22 protein-coding genes and 2 pseudogenes are annotated in these 24,431 nt (G+C 69.3%); 13 read left to right on the top strand and 11 right to left on the bottom strand.

What is annotated here, in order from left to right; genetic code table 11:
* Positions 1–612: pseudogene (locus STRIP9103_RS12105) on the bottom strand (PfkB family carbohydrate kinase); the annotation flags it as partial.
* Positions 613–897: 285 nt separating this feature from the next.
* On the opposite strand from STRIP9103_RS12105, the gene STRIP9103_RS12110 reads away from it, so the two are divergent.
* The 9 genes from STRIP9103_RS12110 to STRIP9103_RS46285 all read left to right on the top strand — a co-directional run bounded on the left by STRIP9103_RS12110 (position 898) and on the right by STRIP9103_RS46285 (position 11,650).
* A complete protein-coding gene (locus STRIP9103_RS12110) occupies positions 898–1,950 on the top strand; it encodes a BMP family lipoprotein (protein WP_009308983.1) in 1,053 nt (350 codons plus the stop codon).
* Positions 1,951–2,256: 306 nt separating this feature from the next.
* Positions 2,257–3,813: an ABC transporter ATP-binding protein gene (locus tag STRIP9103_RS12115; protein ID WP_009308968.1), complete on the top strand. Its 1,557-nt coding sequence runs from the start codon at positions 2,257–2,259 to the stop codon at positions 3,811–3,813.
* Positions 3,813–4,949, top strand: a complete 1,137-nt coding sequence (locus STRIP9103_RS12120) for an ABC transporter permease (RefSeq protein ID WP_009308992.1) — start codon at positions 3,813–3,815, stop codon at positions 4,947–4,949. Before STRIP9103_RS12115 ends, STRIP9103_RS12120 begins: the two co-directional genes overlap by 1 nt.
* Complete coding sequence (locus STRIP9103_RS12125; protein ID WP_009308964.1) at positions 4,946–6,211, top strand: ABC transporter permease; 1,266 nt, start codon at positions 4,946–4,948, stop codon at positions 6,209–6,211. Before STRIP9103_RS12120 ends, STRIP9103_RS12125 begins: the two co-directional genes overlap by 4 nt.
* The gene (locus STRIP9103_RS12130; protein ID WP_009308970.1) at positions 6,208–6,603 is read left to right on the top strand and encodes a cytidine deaminase; all 396 of its coding nucleotides are present in this window, start codon (positions 6,208–6,210) and stop codon (positions 6,601–6,603) included. Before STRIP9103_RS12125 ends, STRIP9103_RS12130 begins: the two co-directional genes overlap by 4 nt.
* Positions 6,604–6,722: 119 nt before the next feature.
* Entirely contained in the window at positions 6,723–8,006 is a 1,284-nt protein-coding gene (locus STRIP9103_RS12135) for a thymidine phosphorylase (RefSeq protein ID WP_009308980.1), read from the top strand.
* A 786-nt stretch (positions 8,007–8,792) separates the two neighbouring features.
* Positions 8,793–10,538 (top strand): group II intron reverse transcriptase/maturase, encoded by a 1,746-nt coding sequence (gene ltrA, locus STRIP9103_RS12140; protein ID WP_048820140.1) that lies wholly within the window; start codon positions 8,793–8,795, stop codon positions 10,536–10,538.
* A gap of 91 nt (positions 10,539–10,629) precedes the next feature.
* Positions 10,630–11,214, top strand: coding sequence for a Uma2 family endonuclease (locus tag STRIP9103_RS12145; protein ID WP_048820148.1), 585 nt, complete (start codon positions 10,630–10,632; stop codon positions 11,212–11,214).
* A 43-nt stretch (positions 11,215–11,257) separates the two neighbouring features.
* Positions 11,258–11,650: an STAS domain-containing protein gene (locus tag STRIP9103_RS46285; RefSeq protein WP_078613873.1), complete on the top strand. Its 393-nt coding sequence runs from the start codon at positions 11,258–11,260 to the stop codon at positions 11,648–11,650.
* On the opposite strand, the gene STRIP9103_RS12150 is transcribed toward STRIP9103_RS46285, so the two are convergent.
* The 3 genes and pseudogenes from STRIP9103_RS12150 to STRIP9103_RS12160 form a co-directional block, all read right to left on the bottom strand.
* A complete protein-coding gene (locus STRIP9103_RS12150; protein WP_048820141.1) occupies positions 11,543–12,553 on the bottom strand; it encodes a sigma-70 family RNA polymerase sigma factor in 1,011 nt (336 codons plus the stop codon). The genes STRIP9103_RS46285 and STRIP9103_RS12150 overlap by 108 nt on opposite strands.
* A gap of 204 nt (positions 12,554–12,757) precedes the next feature.
* Positions 12,758–13,256: pseudogene (locus STRIP9103_RS12155) on the bottom strand (FAD-dependent monooxygenase); the annotation flags it as partial.
* Positions 13,257–13,354: 98 nt separating this feature from the next.
* On the bottom strand, positions 13,355–14,638 hold the full coding sequence (locus STRIP9103_RS12160; protein ID WP_009308981.1) for an MFS transporter: 1,284 nt from the start codon (positions 14,636–14,638) through the stop codon (positions 13,355–13,357).
* A 63-nt stretch (positions 14,639–14,701) separates the two neighbouring features.
* Here STRIP9103_RS12160 and STRIP9103_RS12165 point away from each other — a divergent pair, with 63 nt between their 5' ends.
* Positions 14,702–15,673, top strand: coding sequence for a LysR family transcriptional regulator (locus tag STRIP9103_RS12165; RefSeq protein WP_009308960.1), 972 nt, complete (start codon positions 14,702–14,704; stop codon positions 15,671–15,673).
* Between the two features lie 15 nt (positions 15,674–15,688).
* Here STRIP9103_RS12165 and STRIP9103_RS12170 read toward each other — a convergent pair whose 3' ends face one another.
* Positions 15,689–16,459 (bottom strand): prolyl oligopeptidase family serine peptidase, encoded by a 771-nt coding sequence (locus STRIP9103_RS12170; RefSeq protein ID WP_048820143.1) that lies wholly within the window; start codon positions 16,457–16,459, stop codon positions 15,689–15,691.
* A 113-nt stretch (positions 16,460–16,572) separates the two neighbouring features.
* Here STRIP9103_RS12170 and STRIP9103_RS12175 point away from each other — a divergent pair, with 113 nt between their 5' ends.
* Both STRIP9103_RS12175 and STRIP9103_RS12180 read left to right on the top strand, forming a co-directional pair.
* Positions 16,573–17,736, top strand: a complete 1,164-nt coding sequence (locus STRIP9103_RS12175) for an adenosine deaminase (RefSeq protein WP_009308966.1) — start codon at positions 16,573–16,575, stop codon at positions 17,734–17,736.
* 132 nt (positions 17,737–17,868) lie between these two features.
* A complete protein-coding gene (locus STRIP9103_RS12180; protein WP_009308976.1) occupies positions 17,869–18,243 on the top strand; it encodes a hypothetical protein in 375 nt (124 codons plus the stop codon).
* A 119-nt stretch (positions 18,244–18,362) separates the two neighbouring features.
* Here the strand turns inward: STRIP9103_RS12180 and STRIP9103_RS12185 are convergent, their stop codons facing one another.
* The 5 genes from STRIP9103_RS12185 to afsQ1 form a co-directional block, all read right to left on the bottom strand.
* Positions 18,363–18,563, bottom strand: a complete 201-nt coding sequence (locus tag STRIP9103_RS12185; RefSeq protein WP_009308959.1) for a PspC domain-containing protein — start codon at positions 18,561–18,563, stop codon at positions 18,363–18,365.
* Positions 18,564–18,698: 135 nt separating this feature from the next.
* Complete coding sequence (locus STRIP9103_RS12190; RefSeq protein WP_048820144.1) at positions 18,699–19,250, bottom strand: VanZ family protein; 552 nt, start codon at positions 19,248–19,250, stop codon at positions 18,699–18,701.
* Between the two features lie 158 nt (positions 19,251–19,408).
* Positions 19,409–20,035: a hypothetical protein gene (locus STRIP9103_RS12195; RefSeq protein ID WP_374005127.1), complete on the bottom strand. Its 627-nt coding sequence runs from the start codon at positions 20,033–20,035 to the stop codon at positions 19,409–19,411.
* Positions 20,036–20,109: 74 nt separating this feature from the next.
* Positions 20,110–21,708, bottom strand: coding sequence for a sensor histidine kinase (locus tag STRIP9103_RS12200; protein ID WP_009308963.1), 1,599 nt, complete (start codon positions 21,706–21,708; stop codon positions 20,110–20,112).
* Positions 21,705–22,382, bottom strand: coding sequence for a two-component system response regulator AfsQ1 (gene afsQ1, locus STRIP9103_RS12205; protein WP_009308989.1), 678 nt, complete (start codon positions 22,380–22,382; stop codon positions 21,705–21,707). The genes STRIP9103_RS12200 and afsQ1 overlap by 4 nt, the downstream gene beginning before the upstream one ends.
* A 277-nt stretch (positions 22,383–22,659) precedes the next feature.
* Between afsQ1 and STRIP9103_RS12210 the strand changes: the two genes are divergently transcribed.
* Positions 22,660–23,424: a SigE family RNA polymerase sigma factor gene (locus tag STRIP9103_RS12210; RefSeq protein WP_048820146.1), complete on the top strand. Its 765-nt coding sequence runs from the start codon at positions 22,660–22,662 to the stop codon at positions 23,422–23,424.
* A gap of 227 nt (positions 23,425–23,651) precedes the next feature.
* On the opposite strand, the gene STRIP9103_RS12215 is transcribed toward STRIP9103_RS12210, so the two are convergent.
* A complete protein-coding gene (locus tag STRIP9103_RS12215; protein WP_009308971.1) occupies positions 23,652–24,281 on the bottom strand; it encodes a uridine kinase family protein in 630 nt (209 codons plus the stop codon).
* Positions 24,282–24,431 lie beyond the last annotated feature (150 nt).

A 24,431-nucleotide genomic window follows, 5' to 3' on the forward strand; every position in this document is an offset into this window, starting at 1 on the left:
CTGCGCGGCCCGCTCCAGCGAGACCTCCCACGCCAGCCCGGACAGGAACCCGGCGCGGAAGGCGTCGCCGACGCCCGTGGGGTCGGCCTTGCGCTCCTCGTCGGGGCAGCCGACCTCGATGGGGTCGTGACCGGCCCGCTCGATGCGGACGCCCTGCGCGCCGAGGGTGGTCACCCGGTGGCCGACCTTGCCGAGGATCTCGGCGTCCGACCAGCCGGTCTTGGACTCGATGAGGCCCTTCTCGTACTCGTTGGAGAAGAGGTACGTGGCGCCGTCCAGCAGTATCCGGATCTCGTCGCCGTCCATGCGCGCGATCTGCTGGGAGAAGTCGGCGGCGAACGGGATGCTCCGGGAGCGGCACTCCTCGGTGTGACGGAGCATCGCCTTGGGGTCGTCGGCGCCGATGAGGACGAGGTCGAGGCCGCCGATCCGGTCCGCGACGGTCTTCAGCTCGATGAGGCGGGCCTCGCTCATCGCGCCGGTGTAGAAGGAGCCGATCTGGTTGTGGTCGGCGTCCGTGGTGCATACGAAGCGGGCCGTGTGCAGGGTCTCGGAGATGCGCACCGAGGCCGTGTCCACACCGTGCCGGTCGAGCCACCCGCTTCTCCATTCCCGCGAAGGGTGCCGGCCGTGCCCCTGAAAGCGGCGCGGGCCGTATCGATATGCGGTTCCGCACGGGGAGCGACCAGCCACAACGCGCCCGCACTCAACACTCGACCCAAAGGCGCCCAAACAGACACCGGCCCGCATTGCAACACGGCCCCATAACAACGTGGTCCCTCGCCCTTTCCCGGAGGGTCTACGCGCGTTACCCTCGGCGCAAGCCACAAGGCGCCGAAGCTGTGAAGCACCACTTGGCAGTACCCCCGGCGCTAGTACGACTAGGAGCACCACAACATGCGCCGGGTTTCCCGCATCGCGGTCGCAGGCGCAGCGACCGCCTCCCTCGCCCTCGTCCTCTCCGCCTGTGGCGGTACCTCGACGGAGGCCTCGTCCTCCGCCGACTCCAAGGGCGACAAGGGCCTCGCCATCGCGTACGACGTCGGCGGCAAGGGCGACCAGTCCTTCAATGACGCCGCGTACGCGGGCCTGGAGCGGGCGAAGAAGGAGTTCGGGTACGACACCCAGGACATCGAGCCCACCGAGGGCGAGACGGACGCGGACAAGGAGCAGCGCCTGGTCTCGCTGGCGAAGCAGGGCTACAACCCGGTCGTCGGCGTCGGCTACGCGTACGCGACGGCCGTGAAGGAGGCGGCGGAGCAGTACCCCGACACCACCTTCGGCATCGTGGACGACTCCACGATCCAGCTGAAGAACGTCGCGGACCTGGTCTTCTCCGAGGAGCAGGCCTCGTACCTGGCGGGCGTCGCCGCCGCGAAGAGCACCAAGACCAATGTCGTCGGTTTCGTCGGCGGCGTGGACATCCCGCTGATCCACAAGTTCCAGGCGGGCTTCGAGCAGGGCGTCAAGGACACCAACCCCAAGGCCAAGGTGCTCACGCAGTACCTGACCCAGACGGCCGAGGAGGGCGGCTTCTCCAGCCCCGACAAGGGCAAGACGGCCGCCGAGGGTCAGATCGAGAAGAAGGCCGACGTGATCTACGCGGCCGCGGGTCTCTCCGGTCAGGGTGTGATCGAGGCCGCCTCCGTCGACCGGATCTGGGCGATCGGCGTCGACTCCGACCAGTACAAGCAGGAAGCCCTCGCGAAGTACAAGGACTCCATCCTGACCTCGGCGACGAAGGACGTCGCGAAGGCGGTGTACAACCTGGCGAAGTCGGTGGAGGACGGCAAGCCCGCGACCGGTATCGTCAGGGGCGATCTGAAGACCGGTGAGGTCGGCCTCGCCGAGTCGAACCCGAAGTTCAAGGCCAACACCGAGCTCCAGGAGGCCATCGCCACGGCCAAGGAGAAGATCATCAGCGGCGAGATCAAGGTCAGGACCAGCTGACTCAGCCGCACCACGAGCAGCCGGGTGACTCAGGGAAGGCTCAGGTACCTCAGGAGTCACCGGTAACCGCGAGGTTACGTGCGCTCAACGGGGTACGGGGAACATCGCTCCCTGTACCCCGTTGTCCAAGCGGCCCCGGGGAAGTCGAGGCACACCCCCGCGCCTCGACTCCCCGGCACCGCCAGGCGCGTCGCCCGCTTTCGATGCCGTAGGGGCGCTACGCGCGTAGACGACCCCCTTTCCCCAGGAGAGTGCGCCATCAACGCGTCCAGCAGCCCTCCGGCCGACGCGGCGGTCAACGAATCGGTGACCGCCGTCGAACTTGCCGGGATCACCAAGCGATTCCCGGGTGTCGTCGCCAACCACGACATCCATCTCACCGTCCGCAAGGGCACCGTCCACGCCCTCGTCGGGGAGAACGGCGCCGGCAAATCGACGCTGATGAAGATCCTCTACGGCATGCAGAAGCCGGACGAGGGCACCATCGCCGTCGACGGCGAGCAGGTCTCCTTCTCGTCCCCGGCCGACGCCATCGTGCGCGGCATCGGCATGGTGCACCAGCACTTCATGCTCGCCGACAACCTGACCGTTCTGGAGAACGTGGTCCTCGGCAGCGAGAAGCTCTACGGCATCGGCGCCAAGGCACGCCGCAAGATCAAGGAGATCTCCGACCGGTACGGCTTCGGGGTGCGCCCCGACGTCCTGGTCGAGGAGCTGGGTGTCGCCGAACGGCAGCGCGTGGAGATCCTCAAGGTCCTCTACCGGGGCGCCCGCACCCTGATCCTGGACGAGCCCACCGCCGTACTGGTGCCGCAGGAGGTCGACGCGCTCTTCGCCAACCTGCGCGAGCTCAAGACGCAGGGCCTGGCGGTCATCTTCATCTCGCACAAGCTGGGCGAGGTGCTGTCCGTCGCCGACGAGATCACCGTCATCCGGCGCGGTACGACCGTCGGCACGGCCGTGCCCGCCGAGACCACTCCGCGTCAGCTCGCCGAGCTGATGGTCGGCAGCGAGCTGCCCACCCCGGAGACGGCCGAGTCCACGGTCACCGACCGCCCCGTACTGACGGTCAAGGCCCTCCGGCTGGAGGCGCCCGGCGGCAAGGCCCTCCTCGACGACATCACCTTCACCATCCACGCCGGTGAGGTCCTGGGCCTCGCCGGTGTCGAGGGCAACGGCCAGACCGAGCTGGTCGACGCGCTCATCGGCCTCAAGCACGCCGACTCCGGCACCATCACCCTGGTCGACGACGAGATCACCGCCTGGCCCACCCGCAGGCGCCGCGAGCAGGGCGTCGGCTACATCCCCGAGGACCGTCACCGGCACGGTCTGCTCCTTGAGGCCCCCCTTTGGGAGAACCGTATCCTCGGCCATGTGACCGAGCGGCCCAACGCCAAGGGCTTCTGGCTCGACCCGAAGGCCGCGCAGGAGGACACCCGACGGATAGTCGAGCAGTACGACGTCCGCACCCCCGGCATCGACGTCACCGCCGCCTCCCTCTCCGGCGGCAACCAGCAGAAGCTGATCGTCGGCCGCGAGATGAGCCACAAGCCGCGCTTCCTGATCGCCGCCCACCCCACCCGCGGTGTGGACGTCGGCGCGCAGGCCCAGATCTGGGACCAGATCCGCGAGGCCCGCCACGAGGGCCTGGCCGTCCTGCTGATCTCCGCCGACCTCGACGAGCTGATCGGCCTGTCCGACACCCTCCGGGTGATCTACAACGGCAAGCTCGTCGCCGACGCCGACCCGGCCACCATCACCCCCGAGGAGCTGGGCTCGGCCATGACCGGCGCCGCCACCGGCCACCTCGAACACGAAGAGACCCCCGAGGCCCCCGAGTCTCCGGAAGACGAGGCCCGCTGATGAAGAAGTTCGACAGGGAGCGCGTGCTCCTCGCGGTGGCCGGACCGGTCCTCGCGCTCGCCGTGGCCTTCGTCCTGACGGCGATCGTGCTGCTCGCCTCGGGCAAGAACCCGGTCGAGCCGTTCTCGATCATGTTCGAGCAGGCCTCGTTCTCCGACATCCAGGTCCGGATCATCAACCAGGCCTCGCTGTACTACATCGCGGCCCTCGCGGTGGCCATCGGCTTCCGGATGAACCTGTTCAACATCGGTGTCGACGGCCAGTACCTGCTCGGCGCCATGATCACCGCGATCGTCGGCGCGCACATCGACCTGCCGGCCGTCCTCCAGATCCCGCTGCTGATGCTCACCGCGATCTTCACCGGCGCGTTCTGGGCCGGCATCGTCGGTGTCCTCAAGGTCACCCGGGGTGTCAGCGAGGTCGTCGCCTCGATCATGCTGAACGCGATCGCGACCTCCGTCATCGGCTACCTCTGGCTGCCGAGCGTCGCCGGTGTGAAGGTCGGCAACAACAACACCACCGGCGAGATGGCCGAGTCCGGCTGGGTGCCCGGCATCGACATGGGCAAGGCCGGCGAGATCTACGGCCTGGTCCTCCTCGCCGTCCTGCTCGGCGTCGGCTACTGGGTCGTCATCAACCGCACCCGCTTCGGCTTCGACCTGCGCGCCTCCGGCGCCTCGGAGACGGCCGCCGCTGCCAGCGGTGTCGACCCCAAGCGCATGGTCCTCACCGCCATGCTGATCTCCGGCGGTGTGGCCGGCCTCGCGGGCCTGCCGATCCTGCTCGGCGACACCCACACCTACAGCCTGAACTTCCCCACCGGCATCGGCTTCCTCGGCATCGGCATCGCCCTGCTCGGCCGCAACGGTCCCGTCGGCACAGCCTTCGCCGCCCTGCTGTGGGCCTGGCTCGACAAGGCATCGCCCGAGCTGGACTTCCACGGCTACGACAAGGAGATCGCCGTCATCATGCAGGGCCTGATCGTGCTCTCGGTCGTCGTCTCCTACGAGACCGTGCGCGAGTGGGGTCTGCGCCGCCAGCAGCGCCGGGTCGGCGCCGAGCTCGCCGCGGGTCTTGTCCTCGGCGCCGACGACTCCGTCGACAACAACGTCAAGAAGGAGGTGGCTGGCCGATGACCACCGCGACCGATGTCAACCAGCCCACGCTGCAGCCGGCCGCCCCGGTCGGCCGCAAGCTGTCGCTGCCCGTGCTGCTGCTGGTCATCGCCGGTGTCCTGGCGCTGACCTCGATCGTCCGCATCATCACCGGCGCGGACGGCATCACCAACGTCAGCCAGATGTCCACCGCGCTCCAACTCGCCGTCCCGATCGGCCTCGCCGGCCTCGGCGGTCTGTGGGCCGAACGCGCGGGCGTGGTCAACATCGGCCTCGAGGGCATGATGATCCTCGGCACCTGGTTCGGCGCCTGGGCCGGCTTCCAGTGGGGCCCGTGGACCGGTGTCCTCGTCGGCATCGTCGGCGGCGCGATCGGCGGTCTGCTGCACGCCTTCGTCACCGTCACCTTCAACGTCAACCACATCGTCTCCGGTGTGGCCATCAACATCCTCGCCCTCGGCGCCACCCGCTACCTCGCCCCCCTCGCCTTCGTGGGCCACCAGGGCGGCTCGGCCAAGCAGTCCCCGCCGGTGGACTCGCTGGGCAACTTCACGATCCCCGGCCTCTCCGACGCGCTCCAGGACCTGAACGCCAAGGGCTGGTTCTTCATCTCCGACATCGCGGGCCTGCTCGGCGGTCTGGTCACCAACGTCTCCTGGCTGACCCTCCTCGCTGTCGCCCTGGTCCCCGCCACCTGGTGGATCCTGTGGCGCACCGCCTTCGGTCTGCGCCTGCGCTCCTGCGGTGAGAACCCGGTCGCCGCCGAGTCCCTCGGCGTCAACGTCTACAAGTACAAGTACCTGGCCGTGATCATCTCCGGCGGTCTGGCCGGCCTGGGCGGCGCCTTCCTCTCCATCGTCGCGAACCCCTTCTATCTGGAGGGCCAGACCAGCGGCCGAGGCTTCATCGGTCTCGCCGCGATGATCTTCGGCAACTGGATGCCGGGCGGCCTCGCCATCGGTGCCGGCCTCTTCGGCTACACCGACAGCCTCAACCTGCGCGGCGGCTCCGAGAACGTCCACGCACTGCTGCTGCTCGGCGCGCTGCTGCTGGTCATCGGTGCCGTCTGGCTGGCGGTCCGCAAGAAGTACGTCCCCGCCGTGATCACCCTGATCATCGGCGCGCTGGTCTTCACCTGGTACTCCGTCACCAACGAGGTCCCGAACCAGGTCGTCGCCGCCACGCCGTACGTCATCACGCTGATCGTCCTCGCGCTCTCCGCGCAGCGGCTGCGGATGCCGAAGGCGGACGGCCTGCCGTACCGGAAGGGACAGGGCAAGTGACCGCCGTCGTCGACTGGGAGGAGCTGCGGGCCGTGGCCCGGGACGCCATGTCCCACGCGTACGCCCCCTACTCGGGCTATCCGGTCGGCGTCGCCGCCCTCGTCGACGACGGCCGCACGGTCTCCGGCTGCAACGTCGAGAACGCCTCGTACGGCCTCGGCCTGTGCGCCGAGTGCGGTCTGGTCTCGGAGCTGCAACGCACCGGCGGTGGTCGCCTGACACACTTCACCTGCGTCGACGGCAAGGGCGAGATCCTCGTCCCGTGCGGCCGCTGCCGCCAACTGCTGTACGAGTTCGGCGGCCCGGACCTGCTGCTGGAGACCCCGGCGGGAATCGTGCCGCTCTCCGAGATGCTCCCCCAGGCCTTCGGACCGGGCCATCTCACCAAGTAACTCCCGTGCGGCCCCTCTGAGTCGGCGCTCAGGGGGGCCGCGCCTTTCCGATCACTTATCGGACTGCCTTCGAAATCCTCGATCTTCGAAACCTCGATCGGAACCCTGAAAGGAAAGCCATGGCCATGGACGCCATCTCCGTCATCCGCACCAAGAGGGACCGCGGCGAGCTGAGCGACGAGCAGATCGACTGGGTCATCGACGCGTACACCCGCGGTGAGGTCGCCGACTACCAGATGGCCGCCCTCAACATGGCGATCCTGCTCAACGGCATGAACCGCCGCGAGATCGCCCGCTGGACGGCCGCGATGATCGCCTCCGGCGAGCGCATGGACTTCTCGTCCCTCGCCCTCCCCACCGCCGACAAGCACTCCACGGGCGGCGTGGGCGACAAGATCACCCTCCCGCTGGCCCCCCTGGTGGCGGCCTGCGGCGCGGCGGTGCCCCAGCTGTCGGGCCGAGGCCTCGGCCACACGGGCGGCACCCTGGACAAGCTGGAGTCGATCCCCGGCTGGCGTGCCCTGCTCTCCAACGAGGAGATGCTGAACGTCCTGAACGAGGTCGGCGCGGTGATCTGCGCGGCGGGCGACGGCCTGGCCCCGGCGGACAAGAAGCTGTACGCGCTGCGAGACGTGACGGGCACGGTGGAGGCGATCCCGCTGATCGCCTCGTCGATCATGTCGAAGAAGATCGCGGAGGGCACGGGCTCGCTGGTCCTGGATGTGAAGGTGGGCAGCGGTGCCTTCATGAAGACCATCGAGGACGCGAGGGAACTGGCGTCGACGATGGTGGGCCTGGGCACGGACCACGGCGTGAAGACGGTGGCGTTGCTGACGGACATGTCGACCCCGCTGGGCCTTACGGCGGGCAACGCCCTCGAAGTCCGCGAGTCGGTGGAGGTCCTGGCGGGCGGCGGCCCGGCGGATGTGGTCGAGCTGACTCTGGCCCTGGCCCGCGAAATGCTCGACGCGGCCGGAGTGAAGGACGCCGACCCGGCGAAGGCCCTGGCCGACGGCTCCGCGATGGACGCCTGGCGCCGCATGATCGCGGCCCAGGGCGGCGACCCGGACGCCCCGCTCCCCACCTCGAAGGAACAGCACGTGGTGAAGGCCGGTGCCTCCGGCGTCCTCACCCGCCTCGACGCCTACGACATCGGCATCGCCGCCTGGCGCCTCGGCGCCGGCCGCGCCCGCAAGGAGGACCCGGTCCAGGCCGCCGCCGGCGTCGAGATGCACGCCAAGCCCGGCGACACGGTCACCGAGGGCCAGCCCCTCCTGACCCTCCACACGGACACCCCCGAACGCTTCGAGTACGCGCTGGAAGCGGTGGAGGGCTCGTACGACATCGCAGCGCCCGGCACGGGGTTCACCCCGTCGCCGGTGGTGCTGGAACGTATTGCCTGACCTGGGGTTCTCTCTTTCGGGTGAACGGGACCGGTGGACCGCCGCCGGTCCCGTTCGGCATGCTGGGATCGGTGACACACCGATAGGAGATCGCCAGTGCGACACGAAGTCGCTCCACCCAAGTGGATGACTTGCAGGAGGAAAGAAGGTCATGAGCAGGTCATCCCGGACCAGTGTCCAAGGTCCGTTCCCACTTCCGCATGCGTCGCTGGCAACGGCGGGGTGTGAAGCCGGAAGCGTAAGCCCAAGAGCGGCACGGCCATCGGGCCGCAACAGGCGAGGGGAAGACCGGACGGGCTAATGCGAATGAACCCTTGACGAAATCTCGTAACTCCTATGCCGCGTCGATGGTGAGCTGTCGGCGGCAGACAGGCCCTTGCGCGGAAGAGCGCACAACGACCCCGGAGGATTGGCGCCGAAGGGGGAGGACACCGTCGGGCCCGGGATTAAGAGGGAGCCCACCCCGGCCGCATCTTGTGGGAGTGGAACGTGGAAACCCCGTTGGAGTCCGGGAGTTGATCCCGGTAAGCCGGAGGTAACGAAGGACCAAGCCTCCAGCGGGACAGGATGATCCGAGAAGCGAACGCCGACAGGGCGAAAGCCCAGAGGAAAAGGACGCGGAGTCCTCAGCCGCACCCAATAACTCGTCGGATACGAGGCGATGCCCGGCCCGAAAGGGAGCTCACGCGGATCAGGTAGGCCCGTGAAGAAGAACTGCGAAGAACCCCGAACCGAAGGGCAAGTTGGATGCCGAAGGTAGGTGTGGCAGTGGCCGCTACGGTGGCGATGCCTCCCACGACGGCGAACGGACCGGAGGACTACGCCCAGACCTGGCACAGCATCGACTGGGCCAAGGCGGAGGCGTCGGTACGGCGACTGAGGCAGCGCATCTTCACAGCCGCGCAGGAAGGGGACCTGAAGAAGGTCCGGAACTTGCAGAAGCTCATGCTGCGGTCCCACTCGAACACGCTCGTGAGCGTGAAACGGGTGACGCAGCAGAGCACAGGCCGTCGGACGGCCGGGATCGACCAGGAACGCGCGCTCACTCCGAGCGCGCGAGGGCGGCTGGCCGCTGAGATCACAGCGGAACGCTCGCCTGGAAAGCCCCTGCCCGTCCAGCGCGTGTACATTCCCAAAGCCAACGGAAAGCAGCGCCCCTTGGGTATTCCAGTTATCCGTGACCGAGTCCGCCAGGCCCGCGTCAAGAATGCACTGGAACCCGAGTGGGAAGCCCGGTTCGAGCAACGAAGCTACGGTTTCCGCCCCGGCCGGGGCTGTCATGACGCGATCGGCGCCATCTTCAATATCGCGGGCCAGAAACGGGCCAAGCGGTTATGGGTGCTCGATGCTGATCTGACAGCGGCGTTCGACCGTATTTCGCACGACCACCTGATGAGCCTCATCGGTACTTTCCCGGCGCGGGAAGCGATCCGCGGATGGCTCAAGGCGGGAGTGATGGACTGCGGACGATTCTCGCCCACCGATGAGGGGACCCCTCAGGGTGGTGTGATCAGTCCGCTGCTGCTCAACGTGGCCTTGCACGGCATGGAGACGGCGGCCGGGCATCTCACAGAAGGACGTTCCCACAAGTCCCGACGAGATGCTCCGGTCCTGGTCCGGTACGCGGATGACTTTGCGGTGTTCTGCCACAGCGAAGACGAAGCGCACCAGGTCAAGGAGCAACTGGCTGTCTGGATGGCCCCGTGCGGGGTCGCCTTCAACGAGGAGAAGACATCCGTCCTCCACCTTGAAGAAGGATTCGACTTCCTCGGGTTCAACATCCGCAGGTACAGCGGAACTCTGCTGATCAAGCCGAGCAAGGCGGCTGTGAAAAGGGTCCGGGAACGACTCCGCAGTGAGGTGATCGGCCTGCGAGGGGCGAACGCCGGAGCTGTGGTGAGGAGGCTCAACCCGATCATCAAGGGGTGGGCCACCTACTACCGGACGGTGGTGTCCAAGGAGACCTTCAAGTCCCTGGACTTCTACGTGTGGACGCTCACACAGAAGTGGGTCAAGCACTCCCACCCGAACAAGCCGAAGAGCTGGCGACTGGCCAAGCACTACGGCGTCTTCAACTCGACCCGGAAGGACCAGTGGGTATTCGGTGACCGGGACACCGGCACCTACCTCTACAAGTTCAACTGGACCAGAATCGTCCGGCACGTGATCGTCAAGGAGGGCAACTCCCCCGACGATCCCTCGCTGGCCGAATACTGGGCGAGCCGCCGACGCAAAAGGGTGCCCGGGACCGCCGACAGGTGGACCATCACCCTCGCATCCCGCCAGAAGGGGATCTGTCCGCTGTGCAAACAGCCGTTGATCCCCGACGCCGAGTACACACCGGACAACCCTCGCGAGTGGGCCGCGTGGTTCTCGGCATCGATGAAGCCGCTGCACAAGCACCACTTCATCTATCGGCGCGACGGCGGCACGGACGAGCGGACGAACCTTCGCCTCGTACACGCTGACTGCCATCGCCAGCACCACGCCGGCGATCACAGAAGGGCCAAGCAAGATGACCGACCCGCGTGACTCCAGGGGCCCGCTTGAGCCGGATGCGGTGAACAGCCGCACGTCCGGTTCTGAGGGGGCCGGGGGGCGGCAACGCCCTCCGGCTACCCGACTGAGCGCACTCACCGTCAGCCAGGACCCTGAGCAGAGCTGGGACGATCTCGTCCGGTTCTGGGAGGAGATGGAGTGGCCTGAGGGCAGCAAGGTGGAGATCATCGAAGGGATCATCACCGTGTCACCTGCTCCCACGTATCGTCACAACCTGATCGCGGAACGAATCCAGCGTTGCCTCTACTCCGTGATCCCCGACGACTGGGGGATCTTCCAGACACTGGCCATCGCCGTGCCGTCGCGTTTGGGCATGCTCATCCCCGACCTCGTGGTCGCGCCGAGGCGGGAAGACACCGACACGGACACCCACATCCCGGCCGCCCTTGCCGAACTCGTCGTCGAGGTGACCTCCAAGTCCAACGCCCGCCACGACCGCATCAGCAAGCCCGCCGCCTACGCCACCGCCGGCATCCCGCTCTACCTTCTCGTCGACCGTTGGGCCCCCGACGGCCCCACAGCAACGCTCTACGGGGAACCGAAGGGCGACGTCTACCGCCCGCTGAGCACCGTCAAGTTCGGCGAGGCCATCAAGATCCCCGCGCCCGTCGACGTCACCATCGACACCAGCGTCTTCCCCGACAAGTAGGGGTGTCGGCTCATCCACCCGCGCGGCGGTCTTCTCGCCGCCGATGAATTACGCCGCTCCCCACGGTCTACCGATCGTGGACGCGACGACACCCGCCGTACTCGTGCTGCCAGGCCCCGTCACCCGGGACGAGGTGCCTCGGCTCTGTGACGAGGTGCGCGTGCGGCTGGAGGGGACCGGGGGAGGCACCGGGGTCGTGGTGTGCGATGTCGGCGGGGTCGGACCGCCGGGCCTCGCCATCATCGACGCACTGGCCCGTATGCAGCTCGCCGCCCGACGGGCCGGAGGCCGGATACGGCTGAGGGACCCCGATCCGGCGCTGCGCGCGCTACTGGGCCTGGTCGGGCTTGCTTTCGATGTGGAGGGGCAGGTCGAACAGGGGGAACCAGCGGGCGGTGTCGAGGAAGCAGTGGAACCCCGCGATGCGGCCCTCTGAAATCTCCAGCACCTGCACGGCCCACGCGCTGAAGCCGCCCTTCTCCGGGTCCGGCTTGTACTGCGCGAAGCCCGGCAGGCCGTTCACCGCGACCGGCACCAGGTGCGAGCCGGCGCAGGGGGCGCCGAGCGTGGTCATGAAGCCGGTGATGTCGGCGGTGCCCGTCAGCCACAGGTCGAACGGCGGCATCGTCATCACCGCGTCCTCGTGCAGCAGGGCCGTGAGCGCCGCCATGTCGTACCCCTCGAAGGCGGCCACATAGCGCTCCAGCAGCTTCTGCTGCTCCTCGTCCAGCGGGTCGGAGACCTCGGCCTCCGCCGCACGCCCGTCGCTCTCGGCGAGGGTCGCGCGGGCCCGCTGCAGCGCGCTGTTCACCGAGGCGACCGAGGTGTCCAGCAGCTCGGCGACCTCGCTGGCCTTCCACGCCAGCACCTCACGCAGGATGAGCACCGCACGCTGCTTGGCGGGCAGCTTCTGCAGCGCCGCGACGAACGCCAGCCGCACGCTCTCCTTGGCCACCGCGGCCTCGGCCGGATCGGCGGTCGTCGGCAGCACGCGCGCGTCGGGGACCGGCTCCAGCCAGGTGTTGTCCGGACGCGGGGCGAGGGCGGCCTGGGCGAGTGGGGTGGACTCCGTGAGATCCATGGGGCGGGCCCGCTTGTTGCCGGCCGTCAGCATGTCCAGACAGACGTTCGTCGCGATCCGATACAGCCACGACCTCAGCGAGGAGCGGCCCTCGAACTTCGCGTAGCTCCGCCAGGCCCGGATCATCGTGTCCTGCACCGCGTCCTCCGCCTCGAAGGACGAGCCGAGCATCCGGTAGCAGTACCCGGTCAGCTCGACCCGGTGCTGCTCCAACCGGGCATCCAGTTCCGTCGTCGCCGTCGCCGTACCGTCGCTCATCGCCAACCCACCCCTGTGGCTCATCCGCGTCGCACGCACCTTTGCGCGCCACCACTTCGGAAGCTACCGCAGCCCACTGACAATGGCCTTGCGAAGGAAGGAAAGCGCAGGTCAGCGGAGATCTGGCGCGTCCGCCGCCCAGCCACCGCCCTCCCGCCCCCTCGCCCTCACACGTGGACCACCTCGTGCGTCAGCCCAACTCCGCGGCGTCCACTCGGCGTGGCGCAGGATGGCCCGGACGGTCGCGCGGGACGGGGCCGGGCGGAGGGCCGTGTCGCCTGCGGCGACGGCCAGCGGATGGGCCAGTCGCTGTCCCATCCGGCCGGCCTGACGTGCCGCGCGCGACCGACTGGCTGCGTGGGCGGCGTTCGGCGTCGTAGCGGGTCAGCGCGGATTCGACCGTGGGCTCGGCGGCGAGCGCGGCGGCCGGCGTGGCCGCGTCCTCCAGCGCCTGGCGGGCGCCCTGGCCGAGGTCGGGCGTCATGGCGTGAGCCGCGTCACCGAGGAGCACGATCCGGCCCGCGCGGAAGGCCGGCAGCGGCGCCACCGACTCGTGGATGTCGTGGTGCAGTACGGCCTCGGGCCGGGGCGCGTCCAGCAGCGCGGGGATCGGGCCGTGCCAGTCGCCGAAGCGGCGGCGCATCTCGGCGAGGGGGTCCGCGTGCCGCACACCGGGCGGTGAGTTGAACACCGCGTGCACGACTTCCTGGCCGCGCACGGCGTCACGGACCCCGAGGAGCGCACCATCGCACTGCCGATCCACGGCGACGCGGGAACCGGTCCCCGTACGGACCTCAGTCCTCAGTACGCCGCCGACAACCGCCGCTCGGCCCGCGCCGCGTGCGACCCCACCACCGTGATCGCCACGACCCCCAGCACCGCCAGCAGTCCCAGCCCGACCGTCCCGAGCCAGCCCCCGGAGTGGAAGGCCACCGCGCCGAGCGTGCTGCCCGCGCTGGACCCCACGTAGTAGGCGGACTGGTACAGTGCCGAGGCCTGGGCGCGCCCCTGCTTGGCCGTATGGCTGACCGCGGAGGACGCGACCGCGTGGCCCGCGAAGAAGCCCGCGGTGATGAGGACGAGCCCGAGCAGCACGAGCGGCAGCGAGTCGGAGAGCGAGACCAGCAGACCGGCGGTCGTCGTACCGCCCGCCAGGTACAGCGCACCGCGCCGACCCAGCCGCCCCACCAGCTTCCCGGCGGTGGAAGCGGACACCGTACCGACGAGATACACGAGGAAGATCGAGCCGATGATGCCCTGGGGGAGCGAGAACGGGGCCTCGGTCAGGCGGTAGCCGATGACGGTGTAGACGCCGCCGAAGACCGTCATGAAGAGCGCGCCGATGGCGTACAGCCGACGCAGCAGCGGGTTGGCGAGGTGCGTGCGCACCGTGCGGGCCAGCACCGTGGGCCGCAGCGAGCCGCCCACGAAGTGCTTCGGCGCGGGCAGCAGCAGCCGGAAGGCCACCGCGCAGCCCACCGCGATCAGCCCGAGCACCCCGAGCGCGACCCGCCAGCCCCACTCCTGCGCGACCCACCCGGTGACGATCCGGCCGCTCATGCCGCCGACGCTGTTGCCGGCGACGAAGAGGCCGATCGCGGTGACGAGGGCCTTGGGGCGGACCTCCTCGGCGAGATAGGCGGTCGCCGACGCCGGCACCCCGGCCAGCGCCGCACCCTGCACCGCCCGCAGCACCACCAGCGCGCCGAGCGACGGAGCGAAGGGGACCAGCAGCCCGACCGTGACCGCGACCGCCAGCGACGCCGTCATCACCGTACGCCGCCCGAACCGCTCCGAGAGCGCGCTCATCGGCAGCACGAACAGCGCCAGCGCACCGGTCGCCGCCGACACCGTCCAGCTCGCCCCGCTCGCCGTCCCCCCGAAGTCGCCCGAGATCAGCGGCAGCAGGGCCTGCGTGGAGTAGAGGAGGGCGAAGGTCGCGACACCCGCGAGGAACAGCGCGAGGCTCATCCGGCGATAGCCGGGAAGGCCGGGGGCCACTCGGGAGTCGGCGGTGCGCGAACGGTGGGACGTGGCTGCTACGGCGCCCACGGTGGTGGGCGCCTCGGTACTGGCGGAAGGCATGCCTCGAAACTACGTACGCCACCTTTCATCCGTCCAATGCATGGAACCTTCATAATCGTTCCTGTGATGCATCAGCAAAGGTCAGAGCGTCGGCTGTCACCGTCCGGTGACACAGAAGACATCGAGAACATCGAGGACATCGTCCTGCGCCTCGCTCCCCGCCTCGCCTACTTCGCCGGAGTCGCCCGCACCGAGCACGTCACCCGGGCCGCGCGGGAGATGCAGGTCCCGCAGTCGACGCTCTCCAGGGCGATGGTGCGGCTCGAACAGGATCTGGGCGTCGACCTGTTCGCCCGCCGCGGCCGTACGGTCTCGCTCACGCACGCAGGCCGCACCTTTCATGCCTCCGTCGAGCGCGCCCTCGCCGACATCGAGCGCGCCGCCGACGAGGTCCGCGCCGACGCCGACCCGGCCACCGGCAAGGTCGCCTTCGGCTTCCTGCACACCATGGGCGCCGAAACGGTCCCCGGCCTCCTCCAGGCCTTCCGCGCCGAGCACCCCCGCGTCCGCTTCAGCCTGGTCCAGAACTACGGCGAGGCCATGATCGAACGCCTACGCGCAGGCGAACTGGATCTCTGCCTGACCTCCCCCGTCCCGGACGCCCCCGACCTGGTCGCCCGCCGCCTCGACGAACAGAAACTCCGCCTGGTGGTTCCCGCGGACCACCACCTGGCCACCCGCAAACGCATCCGCCTCGCCGAAGCCGCCGACGAGACCTTCGTGACCCTGGAACCCGGCTACGGCATGCGCCGCATCACGGACGACCTCTGCGAGGAGGCCGGCTTCAAACCCCGTATCGCGTTCGAGGGCGAGGAGGCGGAGACGCTACGGGGCCTGGTGGCGGCGGGTTTGGGCGTGGCACTCCTGCCCCCGCCGGCGGTTCCCAGGCCGGGAGTCGTGGAACTGACGGTCACGGCCCCGAGAGCGGCCAGAGAAATCGGGGTGGCCTGGCTCGCCGGTCACCCGGACACACCCCCGGTGGCCGCTTTCAAGAAGTTCCTACTCTCGAGAAAGGGCAACTTGCTGACGAGTTGAGCAGCAGCAGTGCTCTCATCCACCCCTCCGAGAGCGGACCACCCCGAACCCGGAGGCAAGCGGCATCCGCAACCCCAAAGGAGGCGGAGCCGCCAGCGCGTCCTCGACCGGCCGGGAAAACGCCCGCCCGAACAACACCCCCATCACAAAGTCCGAGGCCAGCGCGTACACCTCGTCCCGGTACTGCTGCAACCCATGCCGATCCGCATGCACCTCGAACCGGCAGATGTCGGGGTTCGTCTTCTTCGCCCGAGCGGCGAACCGAAAGGACAACTCCGGATCGACCCGCTCGTCGTTCGTGCCGTGCACGATCATCACCCGCCGCCCGGACAACTGTTTCACCGGTTCGGGCGGCGTCGCCACATCCTCCTCCGGCAACCAAGGAGCGAGGGCCAGTACGGAGTTGACGGCGTCGTGCCCAGCCCCGTGGAGCGCGGCCCGCGCACCCATATGGACGCCGACGAGACACACCGGCACGTCCCCGTAGCGCCGGACGACCTCGTCGACGGCCCACTCGGCATCCCGTGCCAGCCGCGCCTCCGTGCCGTTCCAGCCGCGGTAGCGGTAGTGCACGACATGCGTCGCCAGCCCCTCCTCGCGCCCGGCCCGGGCGAGCCGGCGGCCGAGGGCCCGAACGGAGGCCGTGGCCACCATGGGGGAGGGTCTGCGGTCGGATGCCTCGTCGCCGGCCGGGAGGAGCAGGACGACTCCGCTGACCGCGCTCGGCTCCGGGCCGATCGTCCGCCCAAGTCGAGGCGTACGGACCGGCATTGCTTGCTGCGCCATGACAGAACAGTGTCAGAAGTCATGGTGTACGCCACTCGTCCGGTGGGTCACCGTTGGGTATCGACGGCGATTCCCGGCAGGCGCTCTACGCGCGTAGGCGTTATCGTGCGAAAATGACGAACCAGACTGACCGGACCGGAGGCACCCCGGACTCGGACCAGATCCGCCGGGCGCCCAAGGTTCTGCTGCACGACCATCTCGACGGCGGCCTGCGCCCCGGAACCATCGTCGAACTCGCCCGCGACAGCGGGTACTCCCAACTCCCGGAGACCGACCCCGACCGGCTCGGCGTCTGGTTCCGCGAGGCCGCCGACTCCGGGTCCCTGGAGCGGTACCTGGAGACCTTCTCCCACACCGTCGGTGTGATGCAGACCCGTGACGCGCTCTTCCGGGTCGCCGCCGAGTGCGCCGAGGACCTCGCCGCGGACGGCGTCGTCTACGCCGAGGTCCGGTACGCCCCCGAGCAGCACCTCGACGGCGGGCTCAGCCTCGAAGAGGTCGTCGAGGCCGTCAACGAGGGCTTCCGGGAGGGCGAGCGGCGCGCAAGGGAGGCCGGCCATCGCATTCGCGTCGGCGCCCTGCTCACCGCCATGCGGCACGCGGCCCGCTCCCTGGAGATCGCCGAACTCGCCAACCGCTATCGCGACCTGGGGGTCGTCGGCTTCGACATCGCGGGCGCCGAGGCCGGTTTCCCGCCCACCCGGCATCTCGACGCCTTCGAGTACCTCAAGCGCGAGAACAACCACTTCACCATCCACGCCGGTGAGGCCTTCGGGCTCCCCTCCATCTGGCAGGCGTTGCAGTGGTGCGGCGCCGACCGGCTCGGCCATGGCGTGCGCATCATCGATGACATCCAGGTCCACGAGGACGGCTCCGTGAAGCTCGGTCGTCTCGCCTCCTACGTCCGCGACAAGCGCATCCCGTTGGAGCTGTGCCCCAGCTCCAACCTCCAGACCGGCGCCGCCCGTTCGTACGCCGAGCACCCCATCGGGCTGCTGCGGCGACTGCACTTCCGGGCCACCGTGAACACCGACAACCGGCTGATGTCCCACACCAGCATGAGCCGTGAATTCGAGTATCTGGTCGATGCTTTCGGCTACACGCTCGACGACATTCAGTGGTTCTCGGTCAATGCCATGAAGTCGGCATTCATTCCTTTCGATGAACGACTGGCCATGATCAATGATGTGATCAAGCCTGGATATGCCGAGTTGAAATCCGAATGGCTGTTCCGCCAGACGGCGTCCACCAGTGGTTCTGCCAAGGAAGAGGGCTGAACGACGTCTTCGGGAAGTGGTCGCGTCAACAGTGACGCGGCCATTTTTCGATGTTTGCCTCCGGCGGGACTTCGGTGTTTACGTTTCGGTACCGCTCACCACCCGTCAAACGCATTCAAGGACGCATTCACCATGAAGCAGTCTGCCGCCAAGACCCTCGGTGTCGCCGCCCTCGGTGCCGCCATCGCCGCTGTGGGCGCGGGCGCCGCGAACGCCGCCCCGAGCGCACCGGGCGCCCTCGACGCCTCCCAGGCGCTGGGCACCGTCACCCAGTCGCTGCCCGTGGAGAACGTCTCGCAGGCGCTGCCCGGTGTCGCCGGAGCCGCCACCCAGGGACAGCGGGCGCTCGGCGCCGGTCTGGAGGCCTCGCAGCCCGCCGCCGGCGGTGTCCTCGCGGAGGGGCCCACCGCCCCCGTCGGCGGACTGCTCGGTGGTGTGCCCGCCGGCCAGACCCTCCCGGCCAAGGAGCTCGGCGTGAACAGCCTCCCGCTCGGCGGCGGCGCCTGACGGCCGCACCGCTCCGACGCCGGCGTCCCGCACCGTCGCGTACGCACGCGAAGACCTGGACCCGTGCCCGCGTATGCGAAAGGGGCGCACCCTCCTCGGGTGCGCCCCTTCGGTGTGTGTCACCACGCCGCGCGGGCCTTGTCCTCGGAGGGGAACAGGATCCACAGGGCTATGTACAGGAGGAACTGCGGGCCCGGAAGCAGACACGACAGCAGGAAGATCACGCGCATCGTGGTGGCGGAGGTGCCGAAGCGCCGTGCCAGCGCGGCGCACACTCCGCCGATCATGCGGCCTTCGGTGGGGCGGGCAAGGCGGCTCATGAGGGCTCCTTCGTCAGCGTAGGGCGCGGGCCGCGGACCCGATCCGCGGGCCGGCGGTGGGGCGGGGCCTCCCGATGGCCGCCGCTCGTTTCCACACCATCGACGCTACGGTGACGAAGCGGACGAAGCGTCCCTCTATGGAGCTATTCCGACCCTGGGAATCGTCGGGGTCCGACCCTGAGAGGTCTCCTCCCGGCGCCGCTCCGACCCCACCCGGGTCTCGGCCCTGCGGCGGAGCGCGGCCCTGAGGGCGGGTACGACCGCGAGATGGGCCAGGCCCACGCCGACCGTGTTCAGCAGGATCGAGTCGATGTCGACGACCTGACCGGGCACCCCGGTCTGCAACAGCTCGATCGCCAGCGACAGCAGGGCCCCGGTCGCGACCGACCGGGCCAGCGAGGCGACCGGCGACACCGCCAGTCTGCCGTGGGCCATCGGCAGCAGCACACCCAGCGGCGCCAGCAGCGCGAGGCCCTCGCCGATCCGCCGCGCCGCCTCCGGCCACCCCAGGGCCAGATCCGCTCTGATCCCCGCGAAGGGCCGAAGATTCGAGGCACTCACATAGGTGACGTCCAGCGGACGCAGCGTGATCCAGGCAACGAGCACGAGATGTGCGACGAGGAGGACACCCCCCGCCGCACGAACCCGGACCCCGGCGCTACCGCCGCACGTACCTTGACGCTGCACGCCCCACAAGACGCGGTCCCCGGCACGATCGGTTCCCCTTTATTTGTGGCTCGGTTCGCCGCCGGGGAGCCAACCCCCTTTGGCTCACTCGCCGCCGGGGGTGCGGTGGGCCCAGCTCGTGGGCGTTGTGCCGCAAAGGCCGGCCCCCGCGCCCTCACTCAGGAGACGCCGACCTCCGTGGACGGCGGTGTCTCCGATCCCGGGTTCGACTGGACATCCGGGGTGCACTCGTAGCGGCGCAGGGAGGCGGCGCTTGTGCTGCCGAGGACGACCGAGCCGTTGTCGCCGGCTGCCGCGGAGTCGGCGAAGGTGCAGACGATCTGGGCGAGGGCGTAACGGGGGAGGGCGTCCGGGGGAGTGGAGACGCGCAGGGTGTCGGCGGGGTCGCCGGGGCGGGGGCCGGTCACCGTGAGGCCGGACGGTACGGCGGTCTGGTAGCCGGCCTCGCCCTCGACGGTCGAGGGCTCCCCGGCGAGGGTGTCCAGGAGGCCCTGGGCGACCGCGACGCGCCGCTTCGTCTCGTCGGTGCCCTCGGACACCTGGATCGCGCGGTCGACCCGTGCGAGCGCCCCGGAACAGAGCAGGAACACCGCGACCGGCATGCCGGACGGCGAGGCCTGGGCCGAGACGTCCGGCACCGACAGCTCGCACGGCACCATCGAGGGCGCGGGCCCGAAGTCCGTCGGCACCTGAGTGGCCCGGATGCCGCACCCGGCGAGCAGCCCGGCCAGCACCCCGACCGCACCCACCACGAGTACAGGCCGCCGTATACGTACCTGCCGCACCTGCCGTACCTGCCGTACGCGCCGTATCCGCCCGTCCCGCGATCGCGTGGGTGTCACCCACGCATCCCGTATCGTCACTGCCCGTCCCTCTCGGTGCCCGCCGTGTCGCCGTCGCCCGTGTCACCCTCGCTCGCCCGCTCCGGTGCGATCAGCGGGGAGGCGTCCCGGGGCAGACGGAGGGTGAACACCGCGCCGCCCTCCGGGGAGTTGGCGGCGGTGATCTCGCCGCCGTGGATGTGGGCGTTCTCCAGGGCGATGGACAGACCGAGGCCGCTGCCCTCCGAGCGCGGACGGGAGGCGCTCGCCTTGTAGAAGCGGTCGAAGACATGCGGGAGGACGTCCTCGGGGATGCCCGGGCCGTGGTCCCGCACGTCGATGACCATGTCGTCGCCCTCCTCGCGCACCGAGACGCGTACCGGCGAACCGCCGTGCTTGAGCGCGTTGCCGATCAGGTTGGCGAGGATCACGTCCAGGCGGCGCGGGTCGAGGTTGGCCATGATGCCGCGCTCGGCGTCCAGCTCCACCGCGTCCAGCCAGGCGCGGGCGTCGATGCAGGCGGTGATCTGGTCGGCGATGTCGACGTCGTCGAGGACCAGCTTGGCCGTACCCGCGTCGAAGCGGGTCACCTCCATCAGGTTCTCGACCAGGTCGTTGAGCCGGCGCGTCTCGCTGACGACGAGCCGTACCGCCGGTTCGATCATGGGATCGAGACTGCCGGTGTCGGCGTCCAGCTCCTCCTCCAGCACCTCCGTCACGGCGGTGATCGCCGTCAGCGGCGTACGGAGCTCGTGCGACATGTCCGCGACGAAGCGCCGGGACGCCTCCTCGCGGGCGCTCATGTCGTCGACCTTCTTCTCCAGGGACTCCGCCGCGAGGTTGAACGTCCGGGAGAGATCGGCCAGTTCGTCCGTGCCGGACACCCTGAGCCGGGTGTCGAGCTTGCCCTCGCCGAGCCGCCGGGCGGCGACACCGAGGCGCTGCACCGGCTTCAGCACGGTCGTCGCGGCGGCCTGCGCGAGCAGCGCCGAGCCGATCAGCGACAGACCTGTCGCGATACCGAGCGACCAGGCCAGCGAGTTGAGGTCCTTCGCCTCCAGCTCCAGGGACTTGCGCATATAGCCGGTCGGCCCGCCGCCGATCATCTTCGCGCCGCCCACCAGATACGGCGTGTCGCCGTCGATGACCCGCTGCCAGTACAGGTGGTACGCGTGCTGGTTGCCCGTCGTGAGCTTCTGCCGCTTGCCGACGGCCTTCTGCAGCGACGCGGGCACGTCCTCCAGCGTGAAGCCGTCCAGCGCGTTCGCCGTCGAGGAGCCGGTGACCGTCCTGCCGTCGGCGTCCTCGGCGACGAGCAGCACGCTGAAACGCTGGCCGCCGTCGGCCATCTGCCGTGCCGCGAGGCGCAGCTGGTCCTGCGTCGGGTTCGGGCGCAGCGTACTCACATGGCTCTGCATCTCCCGCTCGAAGTCCTCGAGCGCCGCGTTCTGCGCGCGCGTCAGCACGGCCTCGCGGTTGAGCCAGTACGCGATCCCGGACGCCGACGCGGCGGCCGTGAGCGCCACCAGCCCGAAGACGACCACCAGCCGCAGCCGCAGACTGGTGAAACGAATGCGTGACTGAACTTTCCTGCGAGCCGCGGACCAGCCGCGGATCCCCCCTTGAGCCTTCGTCACTGAGGAACGTCCAGCCGGTAGCCCACGCCGCGCACGGTACGGATCAGGGTCGGCGACGACGGTACGTCCTCGACCTTGGCGCGCAGTCGCTGCACGCACGCGTCCACCAGCCGGGAGTCGCCCAGATAGTCGTGCTCCCACACCAGACGCAGCAACTGCTGCCGGGACAGGGCCTGTCCGGGCCGACGGCTCAGCTCAAGGAGCAGCCGCAGCTCGGTCGGGGTGAGCTGGAGGTCCTCGCCGTTCTTCGTCACGGTCATCGCCGCGCGGTCGATCACCAGGTTGCCGAACGTCGCCGCGTCATTGGCCTCGCGCTCACCGCGGCGCAGCACGGCGCGGATACGGGCGTCCAGCACCCGCCCCTGCACCGGCTTGACCACATAGTCGTCCGCGCCGGACTCAAGGCCCACCACGACGTCGATGTCGTCGCTGCGCGCGGTCAGCAGAATGATCGGCAGTTGGTCGGTGCGCCGGATCCGCCGACACACCTCGAAGCCGTCGATGCCGGGCAGCATCACGTCCAAAACGATCAGATCCGGCCGCTGTTCGCGCAGCAGCTTGAGACCATCCTCGCCGCTGGCGGCGGTGGCGACACGGTGCCCCTGGCGCGTCAGTGAGAGCTCCAGGGCCGTGCGGATGGCGTCATCGTCCTCGATCAGCAACAGGGAAGGCACGGGCTCATTCTGGCCCATGGCATGGCGCCGAATCGACCGTTGGAGCGCTCCCACCCATCTCTCGCACATGATCGTGGTCTCCGCGTAGCCGTACGACTCTTCTCTGTGATCAAGCTGTGAGTTGATTGGGGCCGACCCCTGTGACAGCTCTGTGACAGTCGGCGGATACGGCCGTGAAGGTGGCCGGGCAGTCTTCTCGGCACAGGCAAGGAAGCACCGCCCGACAGAAACGACAGGGCGGGGCGGACGACCGGAACTCCACGACGGGGGGCGCGAGATGAACACGCTGCACAGCACCAGCACTAGCGCAGTTGTCACGCGTCTCCACGACGTCATCCGGAGCTCGGAGAAGTCCGGTGCCGTGAGCGGGCGGGGGTGCGCTCGCGGCGCCGGGCGTCAGCACACCACGTACATGTCGGTGGTTGACGCACACACGGGGGGAAGCACCACGGGGGTGACCCACGGGGGAACGGGGGTCGCGGCCGCGTACGGGGAGGGCACGGGGGAACGCCGTTCTGTGTCGGAGGCGGAGTTCACCGCCTACGTCCAGGAGCGTCGTGCCTCCCTGTACGCAACCGCCTACCACCTCACCGGTGACCGCTTCGAGGCCGAGGACCTGCTCCAGAGCGCCCTCTTCTCGACGTACAAGGCGTGGGACCGGATCAGCGACAAGGCCGCGGTCGGGGGCTACCTCCGCCGCACCATGACGAATCTGCACATCAGCGCGTGGCGCCGCCGCAAGCTGAACGAGTACCCGACCGAGGAACTGCCGGAGACCGCCGGTGACACGGACGCGATGCGCGGCACCGAACTGCGCGCCGTCCTGTGGCAGGCGCTCGCCCGGCTCCCCGAACTCCAGCGCACCATGCTGGTCCTGCGTTACTACGAGGGCCGTACGGACCCGGAGATCGCGGAGATCCTCGACATCAGTGTCGGCACGGTGAAGTCCAGCATCTGGCGGTCCCTCCGCCGGCTGCGCGAGGACGAGGTCCTCAGCTTCGGCCGTGACGAGGAGGAGTCCTTCGGGGAGCTTGTCGCCTGAAGGTCTGCGGGGGGAGCAGGTAGGCGGGGGAAGCACGGGGGAAACGGGGAAAGCGGGGGAGCAAGGGGAGATCGCGGTGGTGCTGGGGAGCGCCGCCGCGACGATCGGGGGAACCGACGGGGCCACGGGGGATACGAGGTCACGACGGGGGAGCGGGACTGGAGGGCCGGGGGGTCCATCCAGTCCCGCTTTATTTGTGCGTCCGCGGTCGCGGGACGGGTACGGGGTTACGCCGGCGCCTGTGCGCGGTGGCCCCCGGTGGCTGCCGCGAGACGGTCCAGGGCCTCGCCCTTGTCGCAGGGATGGGCACCCAACTCCGTCTGGCGGGCCACGATCGAGCGCTCCTGGCGCATCAGCCGCCAGCCGCGCCGCAGCAGGAACGGCACCGACTTGCGGCCCTCCCGAAGATCGCGCAGGAAGCGGCGGCGGAAGGTCTTCACCGGGCCCCGGGTGAGACAGAGGGCGTCCGCCAGGATGCCGAGGTCGCGGCAGCGCTCCACGATCTCGGCCGCGAAGATGCCCTCCGCGATGAACAGCGGAGTCCGCTCGATGCGCATCGTCTCCGCGCCGGTACGGGCGCTGAGGGAGATGTCGTACGTCGGCACGGTCGTACGGCCCGTGCGGCACAGCTCCTCGATCGAGGCGACGGCGACGTCCGCGTCCCATGACAGCGGGTGGTCCCAGTCGATGTCCGAACTGCCCTCCACCAGCGGCAGCGTCGGGTCGTCGCCCTCCTTGTAGAAGTCGTCGAGCCGCAGCACGGGCAGGCCGGAGCGGGCGGCGAGGAGGGATTTGCCTGAGCCGGAGGGACCGGTCAGCAGGACGACCCGGGTCGGTATCGGGGGATGCGAACTCACGAGAGTCCAGTGTGAGGCATCACGCGGCTCCCGCCGAGACGGCGGGTCGCTCTTGGAGCGCACATCACATCACGAATACCGTGCGTGTCGCTGTGATCACTCTTCGGGTTCCTGCCTCGGGCCCGCACGTGTTCGTCAGGGGCGTCGGGG

It is taken from the genome of Streptomyces ipomoeae 91-03, assembly GCF_000317595.1.
GTDB lineage: Bacteria > Actinomycetota > Actinomycetes > Streptomycetales > Streptomycetaceae > Streptomyces > Streptomyces ipomoeae.